Annotated in this window: 19 protein-coding genes; 13 read left to right on the top strand and 6 right to left on the bottom strand. The window is 64.7% G+C overall.

All coding sequences use genetic code 11. The features are described from left to right. Positions 1 to 6: 6 nt before the first annotated feature. Complete coding sequence (locus HU729_RS00795) at positions 7 to 741, bottom strand: FecR domain-containing protein (RefSeq protein WP_186707879.1); 735 nt, start codon at positions 739 to 741, stop codon at positions 7 to 9. A gap of 151 nt (positions 742 to 892) precedes the next feature. Here HU729_RS00795 and tam point away from each other — a divergent pair, with 151 nt between their 5' ends. Beyond that, complete coding sequence (gene tam / locus HU729_RS00790) at positions 893 to 1669, top strand: trans-aconitate 2-methyltransferase (RefSeq protein ID WP_186663905.1); 777 nt, start codon at positions 893 to 895, stop codon at positions 1667 to 1669. Here the strand turns inward: tam and HU729_RS00785 are convergent. After that, positions 1659 to 2030 (bottom strand): DUF2784 domain-containing protein, encoded by a 372-nt coding sequence (locus tag HU729_RS00785; protein ID WP_186707877.1) that lies wholly within the window; start codon positions 2028 to 2030, stop codon positions 1659 to 1661. The genes tam and HU729_RS00785 overlap by 11 nt on opposite strands. An 83-nt stretch (positions 2031 to 2113) precedes the next feature. Continuing rightward, the gene (locus HU729_RS00780; protein WP_186707875.1) at positions 2114 to 2983 is read right to left on the bottom strand and encodes a LysR substrate-binding domain-containing protein; all 870 of its coding nucleotides are present in this window, start codon (positions 2981 to 2983) and stop codon (positions 2114 to 2116) included. A gap of 240 nt (positions 2984 to 3223) precedes the next feature. Here HU729_RS00780 and HU729_RS00775 point away from each other — a divergent pair, with 240 nt between their 5' ends. The 5 genes from HU729_RS00775 to HU729_RS00755 all read left to right on the top strand — a co-directional run bounded on the left by HU729_RS00775 (position 3224) and on the right by HU729_RS00755 (position 9409). Then, a complete protein-coding gene (locus tag HU729_RS00775; protein ID WP_186707872.1) occupies positions 3224 to 4540 on the top strand; it encodes an MFS transporter in 1317 nt (438 codons plus the stop codon). A 14-nt stretch (positions 4541 to 4554) separates the two neighbouring features. After that, entirely contained in the window at positions 4555 to 5946 is a 1392-nt protein-coding gene (locus HU729_RS00770; protein WP_186663913.1) for an FAD-dependent oxidoreductase, read from the top strand. 213 nt (positions 5947 to 6159) lie between these two features. Beyond that, positions 6160 to 6870 (top strand): YebC/PmpR family DNA-binding transcriptional regulator, encoded by a 711-nt coding sequence (locus HU729_RS00765; RefSeq protein WP_023631852.1) that lies wholly within the window; start codon positions 6160 to 6162, stop codon positions 6868 to 6870. A 74-nt stretch (positions 6871 to 6944) separates the two neighbouring features. Further along, on the top strand, positions 6945 to 7889 hold the full coding sequence (locus tag HU729_RS00760) for a LysR family transcriptional regulator (protein ID WP_186663914.1): 945 nt from the start codon (positions 6945 to 6947) through the stop codon (positions 7887 to 7889). A 107-nt stretch (positions 7890 to 7996) separates the two neighbouring features. Beyond that, positions 7997 to 9409 carry a DOPA decarboxylase gene (locus tag HU729_RS00755; protein WP_186707870.1) on the top strand — a complete coding sequence of 471 codons (1413 nt, stop codon included), beginning with the start codon at positions 7997 to 7999 and terminating at the stop codon, positions 9407 to 9409. 33 nt (positions 9410 to 9442) lie between these two features. On the opposite strand, the gene HU729_RS00750 is transcribed toward HU729_RS00755, so the two are convergent. Beyond that, positions 9443 to 10813 carry an MFS transporter gene (locus HU729_RS00750; RefSeq protein ID WP_186707868.1) on the bottom strand — a complete coding sequence of 457 codons (1371 nt, stop codon included), beginning with the start codon at positions 10811 to 10813 and terminating at the stop codon, positions 9443 to 9445. Between the two features lie 279 nt (positions 10814 to 11092). On the opposite strand from HU729_RS00750, the gene quiC reads away from it, so the two are divergent. Both quiC and HU729_RS00740 read left to right on the top strand, forming a co-directional pair. Continuing rightward, a complete protein-coding gene (gene quiC, locus HU729_RS00745; protein ID WP_186707866.1) occupies positions 11093 to 12988 on the top strand; it encodes a 3-dehydroshikimate dehydratase QuiC in 1896 nt (631 codons plus the stop codon). An 88-nt stretch (positions 12989 to 13076) separates the two neighbouring features. Then, positions 13077 to 13745, top strand: a complete 669-nt coding sequence (locus HU729_RS00740; protein WP_186663922.1) for a TetR/AcrR family transcriptional regulator — start codon at positions 13077 to 13079, stop codon at positions 13743 to 13745. A 15-nt stretch (positions 13746 to 13760) separates the two neighbouring features. On the opposite strand, the gene HU729_RS00735 is transcribed toward HU729_RS00740, so the two are convergent. Next, positions 13761 to 14768, bottom strand: coding sequence for a GlxA family transcriptional regulator (locus HU729_RS00735; RefSeq protein WP_186707864.1), 1008 nt, complete (start codon positions 14766 to 14768; stop codon positions 13761 to 13763). Between the two features lie 169 nt (positions 14769 to 14937). Here HU729_RS00735 and HU729_RS00730 point away from each other — a divergent pair, with 169 nt between their 5' ends. The 4 genes from HU729_RS00730 (at position 14938) to HU729_RS00715 (ending at position 19316) form a co-directional block, all read left to right on the top strand. Then, positions 14938 to 15150: a PLDc N-terminal domain-containing protein gene (locus HU729_RS00730; protein ID WP_186707863.1), complete on the top strand. Its 213-nt coding sequence runs from the start codon at positions 14938 to 14940 to the stop codon at positions 15148 to 15150. A gap of 119 nt (positions 15151 to 15269) precedes the next feature. Further along, entirely contained in the window at positions 15270 to 15773 is a 504-nt protein-coding gene (locus HU729_RS00725) for a GNAT family N-acetyltransferase (protein WP_186707860.1), read from the top strand. Between the two features lie 106 nt (positions 15774 to 15879). Continuing rightward, positions 15880 to 18360: an EAL domain-containing protein gene (locus tag HU729_RS00720; protein ID WP_186663928.1), complete on the top strand. Its 2481-nt coding sequence runs from the start codon at positions 15880 to 15882 to the stop codon at positions 18358 to 18360. Between the two features lie 77 nt (positions 18361 to 18437). After that, complete coding sequence (locus HU729_RS00715) at positions 18438 to 19316, top strand: DMT family transporter (protein WP_186663930.1); 879 nt, start codon at positions 18438 to 18440, stop codon at positions 19314 to 19316. Positions 19317 to 19319: 3 nt separating this feature from the next. Here HU729_RS00715 and HU729_RS00710 read toward each other — a convergent pair whose 3' ends face one another. Then, positions 19320 to 19949: an ATPase gene (locus HU729_RS00710; protein ID WP_186707858.1), complete on the bottom strand. Its 630-nt coding sequence runs from the start codon at positions 19947 to 19949 to the stop codon at positions 19320 to 19322. A gap of 350 nt (positions 19950 to 20299) precedes the next feature. Between HU729_RS00710 and katG the strand changes: the two genes are divergently transcribed. Continuing rightward, positions 20300 to 22549: a catalase/peroxidase HPI gene (gene katG, locus HU729_RS00705; protein ID WP_186707856.1), complete on the top strand. Its 2250-nt coding sequence runs from the start codon at positions 20300 to 20302 to the stop codon at positions 22547 to 22549. The last annotated feature ends 20 nt before the right edge of the window (positions 22550 to 22569 follow it).

Here is a 22569-nt window from a genome sequence, read left to right as displayed (position 1 = left end):
TTTTTTTCATTTGCGGCGCACCACGGTCAGCCAGTCGGTGTAGTGGGCAATCTTGATCGGCAAGCTGGCCTGCAGGTCATCGAGGGCCTGGTCGGTGTCGTCCAGGGCCAGGTCGTCGGCGACCTTCAGGTCGGCCAGCGACGGGGCATCGAACAACAGCAGGCCGCGGTGGTGTCGGGCCAGACGCTCGAGCGTTTCGTTCAGCGGTTGACCGTCGCCTGGCAGGCGCTCCAGGTACCAGGCTGCCTGGGTATCGCCGGTATCGACCTGGGTCACGGTTGCGGGCGTGATGCCATCGAAGCGCAACTGCTGGCCGCGGTTGAGCGACAGTTGGCGACCGTTGACAGACAGTTCGACCCGCCCCTCCAGCACGGTGACTTCGCTGCTGTCCTGCAGCCGCTCGACGATCAGTTTCGCGTCCAGCGGACGCAGGCTGCCCTGTGGGGTGACGATGAACAGCGGGCGGGTATCGCCCCGGGCCACTTCCAGCAGCAACTGGCCCTTGAGCAGGTCGATCCGTCGCTGAGTCCTATCGAACGCCAGGTCCACGGCCGACCCGCTGTCCAGGGTCAGCAGGCTGCCGTCCTCCAGTTGCCGGGTCAGGCGGTTCTGGCTGTCGGTGGACAGGTCGGACAGCTCGAAGCCCTGACCCATCCAGGGCGAGGCGAGCAGGATGGAGGCGCCGATCAACGCAAGGATGGCCAGGGGCAGGGCGAGACGCGGGTAGGGGAAGGCATTCATGGCGAGCGACGTATGGAGGTTATGCGGATGACCTCCAGCATAGGCTGTCAGTTCCTGTTTTCGTTCAGGCGAAGCGGATCGGTCAGACCGATACCCCGAACGTTCGGCAAAAGGCATATGCTAGCGCTTCCAACTGCCGAAGGAGTCGCCCATGGCCTGGTCCGCCACCCAGTATTCGCTCTTCGAAAACGAACGCACCCGTGCCGTGCGCGATCTGCTCGCGGCTGTGCCAGCGCGACCGGTACGCCACGCCACGGACCTTGGCTGCGGCCCTGGCAACTCCACCGAGGTCCTGCTGCAACAGCATGGCGACGCCCAGGTGCTGGCCTTGGACAGCGACCAGGACATGATCGACAAGGCGCGCGAGCGACCACGCCTGAAGGTGCCACGGGTGCGTTGCGAGGTAGCCGATATCGCCACCTGGAAAGCTGCCGAACCCCAGGACCTGATCCTCGCCAACGCCTCGTTGCAATGGGTGCCGAATCATCGCGAGCTGTACCCGCACCTGATCCGCCAGCTTTCCGAGGGGGGCAGCCTGGCGGTGCAGACCCCCGACAACCTCGATGAGCCTGCCCACAAGCGCATGCGCGAGATTGCCAGCCAAGGCCCGTGGAAAGACAAGTTCAGCGATTTTTCCTTGCCACCGCGACACAGCGGCGCGTTCTACTACGACCTGCTCAGCCCACTGTGCACACGCGTGGATGTGTGGCGCACCACCTATCACCATGTCCTCGAGGGCGGCGCGAGCGCTGTGGTGGAGTGGTTCAAGGGCTCGGGCCTGCGGCCGTACCTGGCTCGGCTGGACGAGGCCGAGCGCGAAAGCTTCCTGCAACTCTACCTGCAGGCCATGGAGCAGGATTACCCGAAAGCCACCGATGGCAAGGTGCTGCTGCCGTTCCCCCGGTTGTTCGTGATCGCTACCCGCTAGCACGCCTCCCGCGCCAGAGCACATAGCCGTAGATGCCGAGGTTGACCAGCAACACGATTAACCCGAGCAGCACCTGGACCTGTGGCGTTAGCCCGGCCGGGTAGATCAGCGGCCAGACATAGTGCTCGACGAACCCTCCCTGGTAGCCGGCCTGGCCGGCTGCCAGGCGCATGCGGTTTTCCCAGTCGGTCAGAGGGCACTGCAGGTGCAGGCATTCCACCGCCAGGCCCCAGGCCAGGGCCGGCAGATGCAGGAGCAGGGCGCGGCGCCAGCGCAGCACCAGCAGGCCGCCGAACAGCACCAGCAGGATGAAGGCCAGGTGCAGCAGAACCAGAGTGTCGGCGCTGAGGCGGTAGAGCATGGGCGGGGTCCGCTGTGGGGCGAGTCATCAGCATAGGGCAGATCACGGGGGGCCGGCATGGTCGCGGGGTGGCACCGCTGAACTCACAACGCTTCTTGCACCATCTGCAGAAACGTCGCCACCACGCGCCGCGTGCGTTGTTCGCTCAGGCACACCAGCGTCTCGGTCAGGTGGCGTTGGCAATCGACGATGGGGAGTGCACACACCCGTGAGTCGGCGCCGAACTCCGCCGCCGACACCACGCCCACGCCGATCCCCACCACCACCGCTTCACGCGCCGCTTCGCGTCCCTCGACCTGGATGGCCGGGCGGATGCGCAGGCCCGCGCGCTGCATCTCTTCTTCCAGGGTCTGGCGTGTCACCGAGCCGGGCTCACGCAAGACCAGCGGCGTGTCGTCCAGGTCGGCCAGGCTGATCGAGGCGCGGCTGGCCCAGGGGTGGTCCTGGGAGACGAAGGCCACCATCGGGTCACGCCGCATCGGCACGCAGAACAGCCGCTCGTCATCGACGTCGCGCCCGAGCAGAGCCAGGTCAGCCTGGTAGCTGAACAGGCGCGCCAGCGACTCATCGGTGTTGCCCGTCTCGATCTTGACCTGAATCCCCGGATAGCGCTGACAGAAGCGCGCAACCTGCGGCAGTACGTGCACGGGGGCATCCACTGCCAGCACCAGGCTGCCGGTGTGCAGGGCACGCGAATCCTGCAGCAGCTCCAGTGCTTCGGCCTCACAGGCGAACAGGCGTTGGCTGATGCCCAGCAGGCGCTCGCCCAGGTCGGTGAGCTGCACCGAACGCTTGTTGCGCTGGAACAGCAGCACGCCGAAGCGTTCCTCCAGCTTGCGCACCTGGTCGGACACCGCTGGCTGGGTGAGGAAGAGTTTCTCGGCGGCCCGGGTGAAGCTGCCGTGTTCGGCCACCGCGTGAAAGGCCTTCAGCTGCGCTTGCGAGACGGACATGGAGCACCTCGGAACAGGTTCTTTTAAAAGCTGGGCTTATGTGTGAAATACGATAAATCGATTTTATTTATCAGTCACCAGCTGTTTCCATGTCGCTCAACCCGGGGCAGCTTCACACGCCCTTGCACCGGGCCATGGTCCAGCCAGATGACGTCCCTCCGTCATGCAGTGCGCAACACAACAACAAGACAGGCGTTTCTTCACATTCTGCCGGCACACTCAGCAAGAGGTCAGAGTCAAATGAACCAGTCTTTCGGTGCCATCAAGCGGTGGCGCATGCAGATCTTCGCCATCACCTGGCTGGCCTACGCCGCCTTCTACTTCACCCGCAAAGCCTTCTCGGTCGCCAAGCTTGGCATTGCTGAAGATCCAGGTTTCATGCTCGACAAAGCCGCCATGGCCAACCTCGATGCGATCTACCTGGCGGCCTACGCCGTAGGCCAGTTCACCTGGGGCATGCTCGCCGACCGCTTCGGCCCGCGCGTGGTGGTACTCGGCGGGCTGCTGATCTCGGCCGCAGCAGCGGTGGTGATGGGCAGTTACGCGACCTTCCCGATCTTTGCCTCCTGCATGCTGATCCAGGGCCTGGCGCAGTCGACCGGCTGGGCAGGGCTGTGCAAGAACATCGGCAGTTTCTTCCCCGCCTCCCAGCGTGGCCGGGTACTGGGCCTGTGGAGTTCGTGCTACGCCTTTGGCGGCCTGGTGGCCTCGCCCTTTGCCGGGTGGTGGGCGTACACCCTGGTCGGCAGTTGGCACGCAGCGTTTTTCTCCAGTGCCGTGGTGGTGGCGGTGGTGGCGCTGCTGTTCTTCCTCTTTCAGCGCAACAAGCCCGAAGACGTCGGCCTGCCAGCGGTAGAGCCGGAGCCACAGAGCATGGCGCCAGGCGCGAACCTGTGCAGCGTCTGGGCGCCGCTGCGCGAAATCCTGCGCAACCGCACGGTCCTAACGCTCGGGCTGGCCTACTTCATGCTCAAGCCGGCGCGTTACGCGATCCTGCTCTGGGGGCCGGTGATCGTTTTCGAGCAGATGCCTTCGGTGGGCAAGGTTGGCGCAGCGATCATTCCCACGGCCTTCGAGCTGGCCGGGTTGCTTGGGCCGATCCTGATCGGCCTGGCCTCGGACAAGCTGTTCGGTGCACGGCGCATGCCTGCCTGCGTGATCAGTCTGCTGCTGCTGACCGTCACTCTGGCCGGCTTCATGGCGGCCATGCACAGCGGCAGCGTGCTGCTGGTGGTGGCGCTGCTGTTCGTCATGGGCCTGACCCTGTACGGCCCGGACTCGATGATCAGCGGCGCGGCCGCCATCGACTTCGGCACCGCCAAGGCCGGCGCTACCGCAGCCGGGTTCGTCAATGGCTGCGGCTCGGTAGGCGCGGTGCTGGGTGGGCTGCTGCCGGGCTACTTCGACAGCGTCACCGTGTTCATCGTGTTCGCCGGCACTGCGCTGTTCTCCGCCCTGGTGCTGCTGCCGCACTGGAACAGCCGCCCGGTCAGTGCAGACGCGGTACATGACGTGGCACCCAATACCGGCATGGCGATCAAGCCGGTACGTACCTGAAGGAAAGTGAAACGATGAGACCGTTCTGGCTGCAACAGGCCCTGGACCCGCAAAACGAAGCCGTGTGCCCGCCGCTGCAAGGCGATGTGCGCTGTGATGTCTGTATCGTCGGCGGCGGCTACACCGGCTTGTGGACCGCACTGCTGCTCAAGGAGGCGGTGCCGGCGCTGGATGTGCTGTTGATCGAGGCGGATATCTGCGGCGCCGGTGCCAGCGGGCGCAATGGGGGCTGCGCGCTGTCGTGGTCGGCCAAGTACTTCACCCTGGAGCGCTTGTTCGGTGTGGCCGAGGCGGTGCGCCTGGTCCGTGAGTCGGAGCGCAGTATCGCGGCCATCGGCACGTTCTGCGCCGAACATCACATCGACTGCGACTACCGCATGGACGGCACCTTGTACACCGCCACCAATGCCGCGCAGGTCGGCAGTACCGATGCGGTGATCGCGGCGCTGCAGCGCCAGGGCATCAACTCGTTCCAGCGTCTGGCGCTGGATGAAGTGCAGCGCCGGGCCGGCTCTGACCGCCACCGGGAAGGCTGGTTCTCGCCAGCGGCCGCCACGGTGCAGCCGGGCAAGCTGGTGCGTGGCCTGCGTCGGGTGGCCTTGCAGCGCGGCGTGCGCATCCACGAAGGCACGGCGATGACCAGTCTTGAGCACGGCACCCCGGTGCAGGTGCGCACTGCCCACGGCACCGTGCGTGCCGACCGGGTGGTGCTGGGCCTCAATGCCTGGATGGCGCGGCAGTTTGCGCAGTTCGAGCGCAGCGTGGCGATCGTCTCCAGCGACATGGTGATCACCGAGCCGTGCCCCGAGTTGTTGCGCCAGACGGGCCTGGAGACCGGCATCAGCGTGCTTGATTCGCGCATCTTCGTGCACTACTACCACAACACCCCCGACGGGCGCCTGATGCTCGGCAAGGGCGGCAACACCTTTGCCTATGGCGGGCGCATGCTGCCGGTCTTCGATCAGCCGTCGCCTTACCGAGCGCTGCTGCAACGAACCTTGGGCGAGTTCTTCCCGGCGTTGGCCGAGGTGCCGCTGGCTGCGAGCTGGAACGGGCCATCGGATCGCTCGGTGACCGGCTTGCCGTTCTTCGGCCGCCTGGACGGGCAGGGCAACGTGTTCTATGGCTTCGGTTATTCCGGCAGCGGCGTAGGGCCTTGTCACATGGGTGGGCAGATCCTTTCGTCGCTGGCCCTGGGGATGGACAACGCCTGGACGCGCTCGCCCCTGGTCAAGGGGCCGCTGGGGCAGTTTCCGCCGGAGCCGATCCGCTACCTGGGGTCGCTGATGGTGCGCGATGCCGTGCGGCGCAAGGAACGCGCCGAAGACCGAGGGCAGCGCCCGCGGCGGCTGGATGTGCGGCTGGCGAAGTTCGCGGCGGCGGCGGGGAAGGCGGACAAGGGTTGAGTCGGTGTGGGCTTTTTCGCGGGCAAGTCGGGTCGCCGCACCGCCGCTCCCACAGGTAGCCACCGCTTGCAGGAGCGGCGGTTCGCCGCTGCGGGTTGCCGGCGAATGGCTGCCACGCGATTTCTTGTCGATCCCACCCGCGAGGGCGTATAAACTCTCCCCACTTTTGGCCGGTCGCTTCCTGAACCGGCCGCTGAGACAAAGAGAGTCGAAATGGGCGCACAGTGGAAAGCCAAGCATAGAGAAACCGCCGCCAACGCCAAGGGCAAGATCATGGGCAAGTTGGCCAAGGAGATTCAGATCGCTGCCAAGTCTGGCGCCGACCCGGACATGAACCCGCGCCTGCGCTTGGCCATCGTCCAGGCCAAGAAAGCGTCGATGACCCGCGAAACCCTCGAGCGTGCGATCAAGAAAGGCGCTGGCCTGGATGGCGAGGCGGTGCAGTACCATGCCGTCAGCTACGAGGGCTTTGCACCTCACCAGGTGCCGCTGATCGTCGAATGCCTGACCGACAACGTGAACCGTACCGTCGCCCAGATCCGGGTGTTGTTCCGCAAGGGCCAGCTTGGCGCAAGCGGCTCGGTGGCCTGGGACTTCAACCATGTCGGCCTGATCGAGGCCACCCCGGAAGGTGATGCCGACCCGGAAATGGCCGCCATCGAAGCCGGCGCCCAGGATTTCGAAGACGGCGAGGAAGAGGGCTCGACCCTGTTCATCACCGACACCACCGACCTGGACGCGGTGCAGAAGGCCCTGCCCGAGCATGGTTTCACCGTCACCTCGGCGAAAATCGGCTACACCCCGAAAAACCCGGTGAGCGCCGCCAGCCTGAGTGCTGAAGCCCTGGCCGAGGTCGAAGCCTTCCTCGAGGCGATCGACGAGAACGAAGACGTGCAGAACGTCTATGTCGGTCTGACGGACTGACTTCCTGCCGGGCTGCCTCGCGGCCCGATGGGCCCCTTCATGGGGCCCTCCACCTCACCCGCGCAGGTCACCTCATGACCCCCACTTTCGCCTCACTGAGCCTGGCCCACCTGCGCACCCTCGATTGCCTCCTGCAATTGAAGAACCTCAGCCACGCCGCCGAGCGCCTGGGTTGCAGCCAGTCGGCCTTGAGCCGTCAGCTTGCCCATCTGCGCGATGCCTTCGGCGACCCGCTGCTGGTCCGCCAGGGCCGCGGCTATGTGCTCAGCGAACATGCCGAAACCTTGGTCGAACCCTTGCGCCAGGTGCTCGATGAGCTCAGCGCCCTGCGCCAGCCTGCCGCCTTCGACCCGGCACGTTGCGAGCGGCGTTTCTGCATCGCCGCCTCCGACTATGTGGCCGAGCACATCCTTCCGGACCTGGTGACGGCACTGGAGCATGAGGCGCCTGGAGTGTCCCTCGAGTACCGCACCTGGCAGGCTGGCCAATACGCCTCGCTGGCCAGTGGTGAGGTCGATCTGGCTACCACGCTGTTCGATGAGTCCCCGCCGAACCTGCATGGCCGGCTGCTCGGTGAAGACCGGGCCGTGTGCCTGATGGCGGGCGAGCATCCGCTGACTGCCTGTGCCACGATCAGCCAGGACGACTACCTTGCCTATCGCCATGTGCGGGTTTCCGGCGGCGGCGACAAGGACAGCTTCATCGACCGTCACCTGCGTGCCCAGGGGCTGCAGCGGCGCATGCAGCTCCAGGTGCCGTTCTTCAGTGCCATGGTGCGGGTGATCGGCAATGGCCAGGCGTTGGCCACGGTGCCGGAGCATATCGCCCGCCAGCTCTGCCGTTTGCATGGCCTGGCCTGGCGGCCGCTGGGTTTCATCGAGCACAGTCAGCGCTACTGGGTGGTCTGGCATCAGCGCTTGCAGGCCTCGGCCGAGCACCGCTGGTTGCGTAACCGGGTATTCGAGCTGTGGCGCCAGTCGTCGTTCGGCGTGCAGGGCGCAGATGCGCGGTTGCGATAGCAGCTATGCGCGAAACGGGGTTATTGCGCGGGGACGGGTTGCCTAGACTGGGCTGATTGCGGGGTGTCGGTGCTGACACCTCATCCCTTCGCCCAGGAGCCCGCCCAGTGACCCCCGAACAATTTCGCCAATACGGCCACCAGCTCATCGACCTGATCGCCGACTACCGCCAGACCGTCGGCGAGCGCCCGGTGATGGCCCAGGTCGAGCCCGGCTACCTCAAGGCCGCGCTGCCCGAGGCTGCGCCGCAGCAGGGCGAGCCGTTCGCCGCCATCCTCGATGATGTCTCCAGGCTGGTGATGCCCGGCCTGTCGCACTGGCAGCATCCGGACTTCTACGGCTACTTCCCCTCCAACGGCACGCTGTCGTCGGTGCTCGGCGACTTCCTCAGCACAGGGCTTGGCGTGCTCGGCCTGTCCTGGCAGTCCAGCCCGGCCCTGAGCGAGCTGGAGGAAACCACCCTCGACTGGCTGCGCCAACTGCTGGGGCTGTCGGCGCAGTGGAGCGGGGTGATCCAGGACACGGCCTCCACCAGCACCCTGGTCGCGCTGATCAGCGCACGTGAGCGCAGCACCGACTATGCCCTGGCTCGCGGCGGCCTGCAGGCCCAGGACAAGCCGCTGATCGTCTACGTCAGTGCCCATGCCCACAGCTCGGTGGACAAGGCTGCGCTGCTGGCCGGGTTTGGTCGCGACAACATTCGCCAGATCCCCACCGACGAGCGCTTCGCCATGATTCCCGAAGCGCTGCAGGCGGCCATCGAGCAGGACCTGGCGGCAGGCAACCAGCCCTGTGCGGTGGTCGCTACTACCGGCACCACCGCTACCACGGCGCTGGACCCGTTGCGCCCGGTCGGTGATATCGCCCAGGCGGCGGGGTTGTGGCTGCATGTCGATTCGGCGATGGCAGGCTCGGCGATGATCCTCCCTGAATGCCGCTGGATGTGGGACGGCATCGAGATGGCCGATTCGGTGGTGGTCAATGCGCACAAGTGGCTGGGCGTGGCCTTCGACTGTTCGATCTATTACGTGCGCGACCCGCAGCACCTGATCCGGGTGATGAGTACCAACCCCAGCTACCTGCAGTCGTCGGTGGATGGCGAGGTGAAGAACCTGCGCGACTGGGGCATACCGCTGGGGCGGCGGTTCCGTGCGCTGAAACTGTGGTTCATGCTGCGCAGCGAAGGGGTCGAGGCCTTGCAGCAGCGCCTGCGCCGAGACCTGGAAAATGCCCGCTGGCTGGCCGAGCAGGTCGAGGCTGCGCCGGGCTGGAAACTGCTGGCGCCGGTGCAGTTGCAGACCCTGTGCATTCGGCATGAACCCGAGGGGCTGGAGGGTGAGGCGCTGGATGATCACACCCGTGGCTGGGCAGATCGGCTCAATGCTTCCGGCGACGCCTACGTGACCCCGGCAACCCTGCAAGGCCGCTGGATGGTTCGGGTGTCGGTCGGCGCGCTGCCGACCGAACGGGCGGATGTGGAGCGGCTGTGGGGGAATCTGCAGGCGGTGGTCAAGGCTTGAGATTGCCGAGGCCGCTGCGCGGCCCCGACTGCCTTACTGGCTCACCACCTCGAAGCTGCTTTTGCGGCTGGCTTCATAGGCGTCCTTTTCCAGCGGTTTGGCCTGCGGGTTACCCAGGTCTTCCATGGCCAGCCGGTAGGTTTCAGGCGCCACATAGGCTGCCAGTGCGCACACGCAGGTGATGGCGAAGGCCAGGGCACCGACCACCAGCCAGATATGCTCTGAGCCAGGTGGGGCGACGGCCGCGAACAGCGCCGGCAGCATCGCAGTGAGCATGGTGCCGATGTTCTGTGCGATGGCCATGGCCGACACCCGGTAGCGGGTCTGGAACAGCTCCGGGTAGAAGCTTGGGAACACGGCGTTGTAGCCCTGGTAGACCATGCCCCACATCAGGATCGAGCCGACGAAGGCAAGTGGCACGTTCTGGATGCTAATCGCATACAGGTAGACGAACGCCAGCACACCCGATCCCAGGCACCCGGCAATCATGGTCGGACGTCGGCCGATGCGGTCCGACAGGTTGCCCACGAACGGAATCACCAGCACCGCGACGACATTGCCCACCACCGGGATCCACAGGTACACGCTCTTGTCGAAACCGATGCCATAGGCCGGCTGTACCGCATAGGCCGCGCCGAAGATGGTGGCGACCACCGGGATCACGTTCATCAGTGCCATGAACATCACCAGCACCATGTGTTTCCAGCTGTGGCGGAACGCTTCGCCGATCGGCGACTTGGCCACCTTGTCCTGTTTTTCTTCCTGAACGAATGCCGGGGTTTCATGCACCTCCTTACGGATGATGAAGCCTGCGATCAGCACCACCGCGCTCATCAGGAACGGAATACGCCAGCCCCATTCGTTGAACGCTTCGCTGGGCATGAAGTAGGCCAGTGGCAGGAACACCGCGGCGGCCATCACCTGGCCGGCCTGCACGCCTTGCAGGGTGTAGCTGGCGTAGTAGCCGCGACGCCCGAAGGGCGCGTGCTCCATGATCATGGAACTGGCGCCGGAGATCTCTCCGGCCACGGCGAAGCCTTGGACCAGGCGCAGGATCACCAGCAGGGCAGGGGCGAGGAGGCCGATGTCGTGGTAGGTGGGCAGCAGGCCTACCGCCATGGTCGAGATGCCCATCAGGAACATGCACAGCAGCAGCACGTTCTTGCGTCCTCGCGTGTCGCCCCAATGGCCGAGCACGAAGGCGCCGACCGGACGGGCCAGGTAGCCGACGCCATAGGTGGCCAGGGAGGCGATGATGGCCATCTTCGGGTCGCTGGACGGGAAGAAGATCTGCGGGAAGATCAGCGCTGCCGCCTGGGCATAGATGAAGAAGTCGTAGTACTCGAGGGCCGAGCCGATCCACCCGCTGGCGGTGGCTTTCTTGGCCTGTGAAGAGTGGGCCATGGTGTCTCCGTTGTTCTTGTTGGTTGTCGGATGGCGGTCGCACTCGGGCAGGCATGAGCCCGGATGGCGGCGACTGAATCCATGGTCGTCCAGGGTTCTGCGCTGAATCAATTCGTCTTGCTGGCTTCTGTTCGGTTATCGAACACAAACTAACCATTTCGTACAAAGTGCATTGCCGCCACGACTTTACCTGCGAATAATCGATCCTGCCATCGTCGAGAACAAGCAGGTTCACAGGTCAGACGAACCTGCCCCTGTACAAACAACAAGGAACTCCACATGCAGCGTTCGATCGCCACCGTCTCACTCAGCGGTACTCTGCCCGAAAAGCTCGAGGCCATCGCCGCCGCAGGCTTTGATGGCGTCGAGATCTTCGAGAACGACCTGCTCCATTACGCCGGCGCCCCGCGTGAGATTCGTCAGCGGTGTGCGGACCTGGGGCTGGCCATCACGTTGTTCCAGCCGTTTCGCGACTTCGAGGGCTGCCGCCGTGATCGTCTGCACAAGAACCTCGATCGCGCGGCGCGCAAGTTCGACCTGATGCAAGAGCTGGGCACCGACCTGGTGCTGGTGTGCAGCAATGTGCAGCCCGATGCGCTGGGCGATGAGCAACTGCTGGTCGATGACCTGCGCCTGTTGGCCAAGCATGCCGGTGACCGAGGCCTGCGCATCGGTTACGAAGCGTTGGCCTGGGGGCGTCACGTCAACACTTGGCAGCAGGTGTGGCACCTGGTGCGTGAGGCTGATCATCCGGCGCTGGGGGTGATTCTCGACAGCTTCCACACGCTTTCGCTCAAGGGGGATCCCCGTGGGATCCGCGATATTCCCGGCGAGAAGATTTTCTTCGTGCAGATGGCCGATGCGCCGATCCTGGCCATGGATGTGCTGGAGTGGAGCCGGCATTTTCGCTGCTTCCCCGGCCAGGGTGAGATGGACCTCGCAGGTTTCCTGGCGCCGATCATCGCCAGTGGGTATCGCGGCCCACTGTCGCTGGAAGTCTTCAACGATGGTTTTCGCGCCGCGCCTTCGCGTCAGAATGCCGCCGATGGCCTGCGCTCGTTGCTGTACCTGGAGGAAAAGGCCCGTGTGCGCCTGGCCGAGCAGTCGGTCGCGGTGGAACCCGGCGTGCTGTTCACACCGCCTGCGGCGAGCCGCTATGACGGGGTGGAGTTCGTCGAGTTCGCCGTGGATGACGCGGTCGGTGCGCGGCTGGGTGGGTGGTTGAAGCGCCTGGGGTTCGCCGAGGCTGGGCGGCACCGCAGCAAGGCGGTCAGGCTGCTGCGCCAGGGAGATATCAATATCGTGCTCAACGCCGAACCCTATTCCTTTGCCCACAACTTCTTCGAGGCCCATGGTCCATCGCTGTGCGCTGCAGCCTTGCGTGTGGATGACGCCCAGGCCGCGCTGCAACGAGCCGTGGCCTATCGCGGTCAGCCATTCCGTGGTCTGGTCGGCCCCAACGAGCGGGAAGTCCCGGCGGTGCGCGCGCCGGATGGCAGCCTGATCTACCTGGTGGAGCGGGCTGGGGCAGGGCAGAGCATCTACGACAGCGACTTCTGCCTTGATCCGTCGGCTTCTACCGATGGCGGGCTGCAGCGCATCGACCACATGGCCTTGGCCTTGCCGGCCGAGGGTCTGGACAGTTGGGTGCTGTTCTACAAGAGCCTGTTCGACTTCACCGCCGACGACGAAGTGGTGCTGCCTGACCCTTATGGCCTGGTCAAGAGCCGCGCCCTGCGCAGCCAGTGCGCAACGTTGCGCCTGCCGCTGAACATCTCCGAGAACCGCAACACCGCCATCGCCCACGCCCTGTCGAGCTACCGTGGTTCGGGCGTGCACCATATCGCCTTCGACTGTGCCGACATCTTTGCCGAGGTCACGCGGGCCAAGGAGGCTGGCGTGCCGTTGCTGGAGATCCCGTTGAACTACTACGACGATCTGGCGGCACGCTTCGAGTTCGACGATGAGTTCCTCAGCGAGCTTGCGTACTACAACGTGCTGTACGACCGCGATGCGCAGGGCGGCGAGCTGTTCCATGTGTACACCGAGCCGTTCGAGGGGCGTTTCTTCTTCGAGATCCTCCAGCGCAAGGGGGACTACGCGGGGTATGGCGCGGCGAACATGGCCGTGCGCCTGGCGGCGATGGCCAAGCTGCGCGCGAGCCCGGGCAGCTAGCACGTTCCACATCCACCCTTGCGCTTCCCTGCACCGCCCGGCTCACGGATAATCCCCGCACATTCCAAACAACAGCCTGTGAGTCGGTATGAGTGATCCGCAAGTCAGCCTCGGTCAGTCCGAGGCCGGGGCGCGCAAGTCGCGCAAGAACAACCCGGAGAAAACCCGCGAGGACATCCTCCAGGCTGCGATCCACGAATTCGTCCAGCAAGGCCTGGCTGGCGCGCGGGTCGATGCGATCGCCGAACGCACCGCCACCTCCAAGCGCATGATCTACTACTACTTCGGCAGCAAGGAACAGCTGTACCTGGAATGCCTGGTCAAGCTCTATGGCGACATCCGCAAGACCGAGCACAGCCTGGACCTGGAGTCGTTGCCGGTCGAGCAGGCGATCCGCCGGCTGGTGGAGTTCACTTTCGATCACCACGACCACAATGTCGACTTCGTACGCATCGTCTGTACCGAAAACATCCATTACGGTGAGTTCGTCAAGCAGGCGCCGGTGATCCGCGAAATGAGCAGCCTGGTGCTCGAGTCACTGGCGCGCACCCTGCAGCGCGGGGTCGAGGAAGGCATGTTCCGTGCGGGCATCGAGGTCATCGACCTGCATATGCTGATGAGTTCGTTCTGCTTCTATCGGGTCTCGAACCGGCACACCTTCGGCGAAATCTTCCAGATCGACCTGGCGGACGAGGCGATCAAGCTGCGGCACAAGCAGATGATCTGCGAGGCCGTGCTCAGCTACATCCGCGCCTGATCGCCAGGCGCAGCATCACTCGCCGAGCCGCTGCTCGCGTGAGGGCGGGTAGCCGAAATACGCTGCGTAGCACTTGCTGAAGTGCGACACCGAAACGAACCCGCAAGCCACCGCCACTTCCATTACCGACAGGTCCGAGTACTGCAGCAGCCGCCGGCTCTTGGTGATGCGCAGCTCCATGTAGTAGCGCCGCGGCGAGGTGCCGAGCTGGGCCTGGAACAAGCGGTCGATCTGCCGACGCGAGCGGCCGCTGTAGGCGGCCAGCTGATCGAGGCTGAGGGTCTCCTCCAGGTTGTTTTCCATCAGCTCGACAATGGTGCGCAGTTGCAGGCTCATGGACTTCTTCGCCCCTGGCCCGACCTGGCGATAACGGGCACCTGAGAACGACAGGATCTCTTCGACACCTTCGGCCAAGGCATCGCCATACAGCCGGCGTACCAGGCCCAGCATCAGTTCCATGGCGCCATTGGGGCTGGCGGCGGTCAGGCGATCTCGATCGAGGGTGAAGCTGGCCGGCGTGATGCGCGTCTGCGGGCTGCGTTCGGCGAGGCTGGCGCGCTGTTCGGGGTGGATGCTGCAACCGTAGTCGCCCAGCACCCCGGCGCGGCCGAGGAACCATGCACCGCTCCACAAGCCCCCCAGGGCCATGCCGTGGACCGCGCAGTCGCCCAGCAGGCGGTCGAGTTCGGGATATTTGAGCGGGGTGCGCAGGCCGGCGCAGATGACCAGGAGGTCGGGCTCCTTGAGCTTGCGCGGGTCCAGCTCGCTGGCCACCAGTTCCAGGCCCAGGTCACTGAGCACCCGGTCACCTTCGAGTGACAGCGGAGTGAAGCGGAAACTCTCGGCTCGCAGCAGGTTGGCGGTGACCAGCACGTCCATCGCCACGGTGAAACTTGCCATGGAAAAATGCTCGAGCAGAACGAAGTCGACGCGGTACGGCACCTGTTCGTCGCTGGCGCCGGATTTGAGCCGCAACATGTTACTGGTGCTAGTCTTCTTGCTGAACTGGCGAGGCGTGGGCACAGCGGACTCCGTTTCCTTCGAGGGCGCAGGAAGTGTGCTGGGAGTTGCGGGGAAAGACAATCACTGGCCGGATAATGCCGCGAGCCCTGGCACTGGCGGTAGGCGGATTGGAATGAACCCTTGGCGCCTGGCGTGAACAAATGCAGTACATGCTCACAGGAGAACGCTCATGGAAATCGGAACGGTCTGGATCCTCGTCGCAGTGCTGGTGATTCTTCTGCAGACCTGGGCGATATGGCACATCATCGGCAGCGAGCGCCGTGCCGAGCGCAAGATGTTGTGGGTCGTGTTCGTGGTCTGGGCGCCGTTCCCCGGCCTGTTGTTCTGGGCCTGGCGCGGGCCGCGGGCGGTGAAGGGCAGGGCCGTGCTGGAAGAGAAATGAGCCTTGCCTGGCGCCTGTCGCAAGGACAGGCGCCACGGACTTGGATCGAGGTGCCGATCCCTGGAAAAACCTGTCTGGGCGGGTAGAATTGGCGCTCCTGCCTTCAGCGAGTCCGCCCCATGTCAGCGCCGACATTCGAGCTGTTCCCAACCGGCGCTGAACACGCCGACGTCATCCGCAATCTGTACCAGTTCTATGCCTACGAGTCCTCCGATTGGGAGCAGGAGGACGTCGAGGCGGACGGGCGTTTCTACCTGCATGAGGCGCATATGGCGCGCTACTGGCAATCGCCTGGGTGGTGCGCCAGCCTGGTGCTGGTCGACGGTTTCATCGCCGGTTTCGTGCTGGTCGAGCGCAGCGAACTGCCAGGCGTCGAGGCCCTGGAACTGGCCGACCTGTTCATCCTCAAGCGCTACCGTCGCCAGGGCATCGGCCGGGCGGTAGCGTCCCAGGTGCTTTGCAGTGGCGCCCACGACTGGCTGCTGCGCTGCTTTCGGCAGGATGAAGTGTCCATGGCTTTTTGCACCCGCATCGTTGCCGAGTTGCCGCGCGCCGTGCAGGTGATCGCGCTGGAAGATGATCCGCAACTGCATTCCTGGCGCGTCATGGCGGTGCGCCACTGAAGTGCCGCACGCGCGAATTTTTGTGAACCACTTCACAAAATCCTGTCGCTCAGCGGCATAATGCCAGTATCTTGAAAAACGGCCCCGCAGGTTCAGGAAGAATGCCATGTCGCTAGTCGCGAGCCCCGACGTCATGTACCGGTTGTTGATCCAGAGTGTGGTGGACTATGCCATCTACCTGCTGACCCCGGAGGGGATTGTCGCCAACTGGAACCCGGGGGCGCAGCGCGCCAAGGGCTATGAGGCCAGCGAGATCGTCGGGCAGCACTACTCGCTGTTCTACAGCGAGGCGGACCGCGCTGCCGGACTGCCGCAAGCCAACCTCGAGCAGGCACGCCGCAGCGGTCGTTTCGAGGAGCATGGCTGGCGCCTGCGCAAGGATGGCAGCCTGCTGCGCGCCCATGTGGTGATCGAGGCGGTGCATGACGACGACGGGCAACTGGTAGGATTCGCCAAGATCACCCGTGACTGCACCGAGCAGTACCATGCACAGATGGCCCAACGCGAGCAGGAGCGACATTTCCGCCTGCTGGTGCAGGGCGTGCGTGACTATGCCATCTACATGCTCGACAGCGCCGGTCATGTGATCAACTGGAACGCCGGTGCCGAGCGAGCCAAGGGCTACAGGGCCGATGAGATCGTCGGCCAGCATTTCTCGGTGTTCTACACCCACGAAGACCGCGTCCGCGGCCTGCCCGAGCATGGGCTGGAGACGGCACGGCGGGAAGGGCGCTTCCAGGCCGAAGGTGTCCGTCAGCGCAAGGACGGCTCGCATTTCTGGACCAGCGTGGTGATCGAGGCCATCCATGACGAGGACAGCGGCCAACTGATCGGTTTCGCCAAGGTGACCCGTGACATCTCCGAGCGTCGCCGCTACGAGCTGGAGCTTCTGCAGGCCAAGGAACTGGCCGAGCAGTACAGCCAGGAGATGAGCACCCTGTCGCAGTTTCTCGATTCGGTGATCGCCAATATTCCGGCCTGTGTCATCGTCCAGGACCTGGCCAGCCAGCGCATCCTGTTGGCCAACCAGCAGGCTGAGCGTTTGTTTGGTGGCCAGGGGGCGAGCCTGATCGGTACGCTGCCCGCCGAGTGCGTGGTGCCGGCTGCCGCCGAGTTTCTCGAGCAGCAGTTGGCGCGCGGCGCACGCAGTGCCAAGGGCTACGCCGCTGAAACCCGTGTCGAAACCCTCGCAGGTGCCCGCACCTTGCGCAGCCGCGCGCTGCTCAGCCAGAACCGCGACAACCAGGCCGATTACGTGCTGTTCATCGCCGAGGACGCCACTGAGGAGCTGGCAGCCCACGCGCAGATCCACCACATGGCCCATCACGATGCACTGACCGGCCTGCCCAATCGCACGCTGTTCCACGAGCGTCTCAAGCAGGCGCTGGCGCGCGGCGAGGACAGTGGCAAGCTGACCGCCACCTTGTGCCTGGACCTGGACAACTTCAAGAACATCAACGACTCCCTCGGCCATGCCTTCGGCGACAAACTGCTGCGTGCCCTGGGCAAGCGCCTGCGTCGAGAGCTGCGCGAGCACGACACCCTGGCCCGGCTAGGCGGCGATGAGTTCGCCGTGGTTCTAGCCGGGCTGGACAACCGCGAGGCGGCCTGCAATACCGCCCGGCGCCTGATCGATGCGATCTGCCCGCCATTCCAGATCGAAGGGCACCAGTTCACTGTCGGCGTAAGCATCGGGATTGCCTTTGCGCCTGAGGACCAGGACAACGCCGAGCTGCTGCTGGGTTACGCCGACATGGCCCTGTACGAAGCCAAGCGCAATGGCCGCAACCGCTACGAATGCTTCCATGTCGAACTTGACGTTGCCGCACGCCAGCGCCGCCTGGTGGAGACCGACCTGCGCACGGCCCTGCACCTGGGGCAACTGCAATTGCACTACCAGCCGGTGGTGGACCAGCAGAGCAACAGCGTCACCGGCTACGAGGCGCTGCTGCGCTGGGAACACCCCAGTCGTGGCATGATCATGCCCATGGACTTCATCCCCATAGCCGAGGAAACCGGGCTGATCCACGAGATTGGTGCCCGCGTGCTGAACCTCGCCTGCCAGGAGGCGGCAACCTGGGAAGGGCAGGAGGTGGTGTCGGTCAACCTGTCGCCGGTGCAGTTCAAGAATACCGGGCTGGTGCATACCGTTTCCCTGGCACTGTCGGACTCAGGGCTTGACCCGCAGCGCCTGGAGCTGGAGATCACCGAGTCGGTGCTGCTGGGCAACAGCGAGGAGAACGTGCGCATCCTGCGGGAGCTGAAAGACCTGGGCGTGTCGATCTCGCTGGATGATTTCGGCACAGGTTATTCGTCGCTGGGTTACCTGCGCTCGTTCCCGTTCGACCGGATCAAGATCGACAAGTCTTTCGTCCACGACATGTGCGACAGCCGCGAGGCGATGTCGATCATCCGCGCGATTACCGAGCTGTCCAACAGCCTGATGATCAAGACCACGGCCGAGGGCGTGGAGTCGGTCGAGCAGATGGAGCGTCTGGCCGCAGAAGGGTGTTCGCACTTCCAGGGCTACTTCTATGGACGACCGGCACCGGCCAGCGAGCGCTTGAAGCAGATTGTCAGGGATTGACGGGCTGGCAAAAACACTTGCCACCCGACGCCCCATCTCTTCTAAACTCGCAGGGTTCGCCTCACCCAGAGATCCGCATGACCACCCGTACCCCGCTGTCCGGCGTCAACCACCCCTTGCGCGGCATCGCCCTGGTGGTGGCCGCGACGTTCCTGTTCGCCAGCCACGACGGGCTGTCGAAGTTCCTCGGTGGGATCTACCCGGTGATCATGGTGGTCTGGGCCCGCTATGTGGTGCATACGCTGCTGATGGCCGGCATCTTCATGCCCCAGGCTGGGCTGAGCGTGCTGCGCACCCGACGCCCGTTGCTGCAGACCTTGCGTGCCTTGAGCCTGCTCAGCACCAGCCTGCTGTTCACGGCGGGGCTTCAGTACTTGCCGCTGGCCGAGGCCACGTCGGTCAACTTTCTCGCCCCGGTGCTGGTCACTGCGCTGTCGGCTCCGCTGCTCAAGGAGCGGGTCACGCCGGGCCAGTGGCTGGCGGTGGTGATGGGCTTCATCGGGGTGCTGGTGGTGGTGCATCCGGGCGGGGCGATGTTCACCCCGGCGATTCTGTTTCCCTTCGGTTCTGCCCTGGGCTTCTGCTTCTATCAGCTGCTGACGCGGATTCTGGCCGCCCACGACAGCCCAACCACCAGCAATTTCTACGCAGGGCTGTGCAACACCCTGATCATGAGTGTGCTGGTGCCGTTCTTCTGGCAGACGCCGCAATGGCAGCACGTGCTGCTGATGCTCGCGCTCGGCGGTTGCGGCATGACTGCTCACCTGCTGCTGACCAAGGCCTTCCGCCACGCAGCGCCGGCGCTGCTGGCGCCGTTCAGTTACTGCCAGATCGTCTTTGCGGGGGTGCTGGGCCTGGTGGTGTTCGGCCAGGTGCCGGACACCACCAGCATCGTGGGCATCGCCATCATCTGCTTGAGCGGCCTTGGCGCCGCCTGGATGCAGCGGCGCAAGTGACCGTCAGCCGTTGACCAGCGCCTTGAGCGAGGCGTCGAAGCTGCGCAGGGCATCGGCCTGCACGTTCTGCTCGACCTGCAACTGGTGGGCAAGATTCGTCATGTCACTGGGCAACGCTTCACGGGCCTGACCTTCGGCGCGGCCGATGTAGGTCAGTTGGTCATCGTAGAAGCGTGCGACCACCTGGGTTTCGATGTCTGGGCTGGTGGCGCTGGCGAGGCGGCTCTGGGCATCGAGCAGCACGATCACGTCGGGGTGGTCGGCGAGCAGGGTATCCAGATCGTCGTAGAAGGTGACCTCGGCGAAGGTCTGTGCCAGCGACTGGGCCAGCCAGCTGTAGGCCTGGCTGCCACCGTTGAGCGTGGCCACTTGCACGGCACGCGAGGCGCCAGGCACTGAAGGCGGGGCTTCGCGATGGCGCTGCAGGTAGTCCAGGGTGGCGCAGGCATTGCGGCCCAACAGCACGGCGACATGCTGGCCCGGTGTCAGCGACATGCTGGACAGCTCGGTGGCCGAATAGAAGTGGCCGTAGGGTTGCGCCACCTGCGAGGTGGCCGAGGCGGCACAGCCACCCAGGGCGGCCAGCAGGGCCAGGATCGCGGCGAGCATGCCGCCTTTGCTGATCGATGCCATGATCGTTGCCTCATCGAAGGTTCAATGAAGCCATCTTCCGCCTCCGGTTCTCGCGGTGGAACTTGAAGATATTCATGGTCGCTATCGACGATGTCGATGGGCGGCGCTGCCAAAGCCCGGCCTGACAGACCCAGCCTATCGCCTTTCAATAGTCGCTCTATTAGACCTCTGCCCATGCTGGGCTAGTCTTTCCCGTGGCCTCCCGATTTGCGCGTGCAGCGCCGCGGCCCCGCGTCGGCAAAAGACCGACCACCACCTGATGAAGAGAAGGCCCGAGCCTTGCGGCTCGGGCTGCAGAACACCTGGCATAGACCGGAAATCTGGACAACCGACCCATAAGGTACCCGCAGATGTCGAACGAATCGAAATGCCCGTTCCATCAAACCGCAGGCGGCGGCACCACCAACCGTGACTGGTGGCCCGACCAGCTCAACCTCAGGATTCTCCACCAGCATGGCAGCCAGTCCGATCCGATGGACCCGGCATTCGACTATGCCAAGGCGTTCAAGAGCCTTGATTTCCAAGCCCTGAAAAAAGACCTCACAGCGCTGATGACCGACTCCCAGGATTGGTGGCCTGCGGACTTCGGCCACTATGGACCGTTGTTCATCCGCATGGCCTGGCACAGCGCAGGCACTTACCGCATCGCCGACGGCCGTGGTGGCGCGGGCTCCGGCCAGCAGCGCTTCGCCCCGCTCAACAGCTGGCCGGACAACGTCAGCCTGGATAAGGCCCGGCGGCTGCTGTGGCCGATCAAGCAGAAATACGGCAACAAGATTTCCTGGGCCGACCTGATCGTGCTCACCGGCAATGTCGCGCTGGAGTCGATGGGCTTCAAGACCTTCGGCTTCTCCGGTGGCCGCGCCGATGTCTGGGAGCCGGACGAAGATGTGTACTGGGGCTCGGAGAAGGTCTGGCTGGGTGGCGACACCCGCTACGGCAAGGCCCAGCCACCTGGCAAGGGTGATCTGGTGGCCGAGCCTGGCAAGCATGCGCAGGAGCAAAGCCGCACCGAGCCTGCGGGACGCAATCTGGAGAACCCGCTGGCTGCCGTGCAGATGGGCCTGATCTACGTGAACCCCGAAGGCCCGGAGGGCAATCCTGACCCGGTCGCTTCGGGCAAGGATATTCGCGAGACCTTCGGCCGCATGGCGATGAATGATGAAGAGACCGTGGCCCTGATCGCCGGCGGCCACGCCTTCGGCAAGACCCACGGTGCAGGCCCTGCGGACAACGTCGGCCCCGAACCTGAAGCCGCCGGGCTCGAGCTGCAAGGGCTGGGCTGGGCCAACAAGCTCGGCAGCGGCAAGGGTGGCGATACCATCACCAGCGGCCTGGAAGTGACCTGGACCTCGACCCCGACCCGCTGGAGCAACGAGTACCTGAACAACCTGTTCAACTTCGAGTGGGAACTGACCAAGAGCCCGGCGGGCGCCCATCAATGGCGTCCCAAGGATGGCAAGGGTGCCGACAGCGTGCCCGATGCCCACGACCCGGCCAAACGCCATTCACCGATGATGCTCACCTCCGACCTGGCCTTGCGCTTCGACCCGATCTACGAGCCGATCGCCCGGCGTTTCAAAGAACATCCCGAGCAACTGGCCGACGCCTTCGCCCGTGCCTGGTACAAGCTGATCCACCGTGACATGGGCCCGCTGGCCCGTTATCTGGGCCCGGAAAACCCACAGGAAGAACTGCTCTGGCAGGACCCGATCCCCAAGGTCGATCACCCGCTGGTCGGCGAGCAGGACATCGCGGCGCTCAAGGCCAAGGTGCTGGCATCGGGTCTGAGCGTTGCCGAACTGGTGTCCACCGCCTGGGCGGCAGCCTCGACCTTCCGTGGCTCGGACAAGCGCGGGGGGGCCAACGGCGGGCGTCTGCGCCTGGAGCCTCAGCGTTCCTGGGCTGCTAACCAGCCTCAGCAGTTGGACAAGGTGCTCAAGGCGCTGGAGAACATCCAGGGCGAGTTCAACAGCGGCGGCAAGAAGATTTCGCTGGCCGACCTGATCGTGCTGGCTGGCTCCGCTGCGGTCGAGAAGGCTGCCAAGGACGCTGGGCACACGGTCAGCGTGCCGTTCCGGCCGGGTCGTACCGACGCCTCCCAGGCGCAGACGGATGTCGAGTCGTTCGCCGTGCTGGAGCCGCTGGCCGACGGCCTGCGCAACTTCACCAAGGCCAGGTACAGCGTCAAGGCCGAGAAGCTGCTGCTGGACAAGGCCCAGTTGCTGACCCTCACCGCGCCGGAACTGACCGTGCTGGTCGGCGGCCTGCGGGTGTTGGGCGCCAACCATGGCGGCAGCCAGCATGGGGTGTTCACCGACAAGCCTGGCACCTTGAGCAACGATTTCTTCCGCAACCTGCTGGACATGGGCGTGGAATGGAAGCCGACCTCGGCCGACAACGAGACCTTCGAAGGCCGTGATCGCAAGACCGGGCAGGTGAAATGGACTGGCACCCGGGTCGACCTGGTGTTTGGTTCTCACGCCCAGTTGCGGGCGTTGAGCGAGGTTTACGGCAGCAGCGATGCCGAGGAGAAATTCGTCAAGGACTTCGTGGCGGCCTGGGTGAAGGTGATGGAGCTGGATCGGTTCGATTTGTAGAAGCGGGACCGTGGGGCGCT

It is taken from the genome of Pseudomonas sp. RW10S2 (assembly GCF_014268985.1).
GTDB lineage: Bacteria > Pseudomonadota > Gammaproteobacteria > Pseudomonadales > Pseudomonadaceae > Aquipseudomonas > Aquipseudomonas wayambapalatensis.
Note: the sequence above shows the minus strand (reverse complement) of the source record. Positions and strands in the feature narration are given on the sequence as shown.